The 3,677-nt window shown below is 72.5% G+C and carries 3 protein-coding genes; all 3 read right to left on the bottom strand.

Going from position 1 to position 3,677, the window contains the following annotated elements:
- Window positions 1–58: 58 nt before the first annotated feature.
- Complete coding sequence (locus ABZ260_RS48400) at window positions 59–1,114, bottom strand: methyltransferase domain-containing protein (RefSeq protein WP_355631981.1); 1,056 nt, start codon at window positions 1,112–1,114, stop codon at window positions 59–61.
- A gap of 368 nt (window positions 1,115–1,482) precedes the next feature.
- Complete coding sequence (locus tag ABZ260_RS48395) at window positions 1,483–2,610, bottom strand: HAMP domain-containing sensor histidine kinase (protein WP_355631978.1); 1,128 nt, start codon at window positions 2,608–2,610, stop codon at window positions 1,483–1,485.
- A gap of 35 nt (window positions 2,611–2,645) precedes the next feature.
- Window positions 2,646–3,308, bottom strand: a complete 663-nt coding sequence (locus ABZ260_RS48390) for a response regulator transcription factor (protein WP_355565096.1) — start codon at window positions 3,306–3,308, stop codon at window positions 2,646–2,648.
- Between the last annotated feature and the right edge of the window lie 369 nt (window positions 3,309–3,677).

The raw sequence follows: 3,677 nt of genomic DNA, 5'->3' as shown, positions 1-3,677 counted from the left end.
GCGGGGTCGCCCCCGCCGTACCCGGCACCGCCCTGACTTTCCCCTTCGACCTCCGCGCTCACCCTCCCTGTGCTCGGCGCCGGGACGTCTGTGGTTGACGCCTCTCCCCCGCCACGAGCCGGACGATGTACGACCTGGCGCCGGAGAGCCGGACCTGCTGGACGTGGACGGGGACCAGCCGATGCCGGATGGCGGTGCCGAGGTCGTCGGTGTCGGGGATCAGCACCACCGCCATTCCGTCGGGGGCGAGGACCCGTCGCAGCTCCGTCCACCACCGGGAGGGAGTCCCGTCGAGCAGGCCGTGCGCGGCGACCTGCGTACCCCAGGGTGGGTTGCACACGACGCGGTCGATGCTGCCGTCGGCCAACGGCAGGTCGCCGGCGTCGGCTTGGCGGACGGTGACGGCCCGGGAGTCCGCCGCGTTCGTGCGCGCCGCCCGCAGCGCGTCCGGGTCCAGGTCGAAGCCACAGAAGCGGGCGTCCGGCCGCAGGTGTCCGGCCTCGATGAGCAGGGTTCCGGCACCGCAGCAGGGGTCGAGCACCCGGTGATCGGACCGGATGTCGGCCATCCGGGCCATCGCCGCGGCCAGCGGAGGATGCAGGGTGCCCGGGATCGTGCACCGCTTGTAGGTACGGCGGTGCAGCGGCCGGTCGGTGATCCTCAGCATGAGCGTCGCCCGGGTACCGTCCAGGATCAGCCGCCACGCGCTGTGGGCCGGCGGCGGCGCGACGCCCCCGCGCCGCGAGTGGTAGCCGGCTCCCAGCCTCCGCGCCAGGGCCCGGCCGACGGCGTCCTCGGCGTCGTACCGGTTGAAGTTCCGCCTTCCCAGGAAGGACGCCGACACCTCGACACCGGTGAGCTCGCCGGAGCCTCCGCAGGCCAGCCGGTGCCGGAGCAGCGTGTCCACATCGGTGACGGCCGCGAGTTCGGCGAGCGCGCCGACACCCGTTCTGGCCGCTCCGATGTCCGGCAGTTGGGCGGCGAGCAGGAACACGTCGTCCGCGGTGCGCAGCAGGACCACCCCGGGCTCCGGTCGAGGCGCGCGGAAGTGCACCTCACGGTGGCCCAGGTGGGTGATCGGACCGAGTCCGAGCTGGAGGATCTCGGCGGCCACGATGGGCTCCAGTCCTCGGACGCACCGCGCCACCAGGCGCGCCGCCGTCACGAGACGGCGAGGGCGCTGGGACGCGGGGCGGTGAGAAAACGCGCGCGAGTGCGCATGATGATCGTTCTTCTCCCACGTCAAGGTTCGGGACGGCGCCACGCCGCCCCGCCTCGTCGACGACGGGGGTTCCTCGCCTCGCCGACGGTCCCTTAACGCAGGTGGAAAAAGAAGATCATGGAATGGATGGTAACAGTCCCAGTCTGTGATCATCCAGCGCTGTATCGGCTCGGGAGCCCACGCGGATCACGCCGCCACGACACCGGTCCGCGAACCGACCCGGATGGCGGCGGCTCGCGCTGTTCGGCCCGCCCTTATATCTAGCCGCCGGACGGCAGGCCGATGACGAGGGTCAGGCCGCCGGTGGGGTTGGCGGTCGCGGTGAGCGTGCCGTGGTGCGCGGTGACGACCGCGCGGACTATCGCGAGCCCGAGACCGTGCCCGCGCCCGCCCTCCTCGGGGCCGTGACGGATGCGGCCCGCATCTCGCACGAAGGGCTCGAAGAGCTGCTCCAGCCGGTCCGGTGTCACCGGGGGGCCGGTGTTGCCGATGGTCATCACGGCCCGATCCCGTTCGGTGGTGACGGCGACCATGGCCCGGCCGGAGGGCTGGTTGTGCCGGATCGCGTTGGTCATCAGGTTGACGGCGAGCTGGCGGAGCAGGGTCGGATCACCGATGACCGGCGCCGCCTCCAGTCGCGAGACCACCACCACGCCCCGCCGGTCGGCCTCGCCGGAGGTGACGGCGATCGCGTCGCGGGCGAAGTCGGCCAGATCGGCGGTCACGACGGCGCTGACGCCGTGGTCGGCTCGGGCGAGGTCGAGCAGCGCGCCGACGATCCGCTCGCTGCGCGCGTTGACCTCGGTCAGGTCGGCGAGCAGCGCGGGCACGTCGCAGGCCGAGGGCTCGGCCGCGGCGACGTCGAGAAGTGCCTGGCTGGTGGCCAGCGGGGTGAGCAACTCGTGCGAGGCGTTGGCGGCGAAGCGCCGATGGCCGTCGAAGGCGGACTGCAGGCGGGCGAGCATGCCGTCGAAGGTGTCGGCCAGCTCCTTGAGCTCGTCGGCGGGGCCGTGCAGGGCGACGCGCTCGTGTAGGTTCCCCCCGGCGATTCCCGCCGCGGTGGCGGTGACCCGGCGGATGGGGGCCAGCATGCGCCCGGCCACGATCCAGCCGATGGCCACCGCGCCCAGCGAGCACACCGCCAGCGCCAGCCCGGAGACGCGCAGCAGGTTGTCGAGCACCTGCGGGGCGTCCTGGACACCGGGTCCGGCCGACGTGCCCGGCGTGACGCCTGCCGGTACCGGCGCCACCGGGGCCACCGCCGGGGTGAGCAGCCCGGACATCAGCAGGTAGACGGCGGCCAGCGCGGCGGCGGTGGCCGCGGTGAAGGTGACGCCGTACAGCAGGGTGAGCCGGGTACGGATCGTCATCCGGCGCCGGGCGGTCATCCCGTGACCAGGCCGATCGCCACCGGATCGGGCGCTCATTCCGGAGCCAGCCGGTAGCCGACACCGATCTCGGTGTGGATCAGCGGTGGCTCGCCGAGCTTGCGCCGCAGCGAGTGGACGGTGATCCGGACCGCGTTGGTGAAGGGGTCGGCGTGCTCGTCCCAGGCCTTCTCCAGCAGGTGCTCGGCGCTGACCACACCGCCCCGGGCGGCCAGCAGGATCTCCAGTACGGCGAACTCCTTGCGGGGCAGGCGGATCTGCCGGCCGTCCCGGCTGACCTGCCGGGTGTAGGGATCGAGCCGTACCCCGGCGGCGGCCAGTACGGGCGGGCGGGCCTGTGACGGGCGGCGCCGCAACGCCAGTACCCGTGCGACCAGTTCCGGGAGCCGGAACGGCTTGGTCAGGTAGTCATCGGCGCCGAGGCCGAGCCCGGTGACGGTGTCGTCGAGCGTGCGCGCCGCGGTCAGCATCAGGATCCGGCACGGCGTCCCGGCCTCGACCAGCCTCCGGCACACCTCGTCGCCGTGCACGACGGGTAGGTCACGGTCGAGGATCAGCACGTCGTAGTCGGTGACCGCGAGCCGTTCCAGCGCCGTGGCCCCGTCGGCGGCCACGTCCACCGCCATGGCCTGCCGGCGCAGCCCGGCGGCCAGGGTCCGGGCCAGCAGCGGCTCGTCCTCGGCTATCAAGATCCGCACAAGCCTGTCCCTTCCCGAGGATCCCGCGCGCACACGGCTTCATCCTCGCCGACGAGGTGTTTGTCCCGCGTTTGGTATTCACACCAGCCGGCGTTCGGCCGCGGAGGGCTCCGGATTTTCCCGAACGCCGGCCGAATGCCGGGTGCGGCTGAATGGGCGGTGATCCGAAACAGGAACCCCGACAGAGGGAGCTTTGATGAACATCCCCCGCAAGCTCGCGGCCGTGATCGGTGCCGCGCTGGTCGTGGGCGGGCTGGCCGCCGCCGGTGTGGATGGCACGCATCCTCGCCACCATCCTGGTCGCGACGATGTCGTCATCGACGTACCGGCTGCGCCAGTCCGGGTCCGTGAAGAATTGCATGGCGCAGT

It is taken from the genome of Streptosporangium sp. NPDC006013 (assembly GCF_040614275.1).
Taxonomy (GTDB): domain Bacteria; phylum Actinomycetota; class Actinomycetes; order Streptosporangiales; family Streptosporangiaceae; genus Streptosporangium.
The sequence above is the reverse complement of the archived record's forward strand: the minus strand, read 5'-3'. Positions and strand labels throughout refer to the sequence as shown.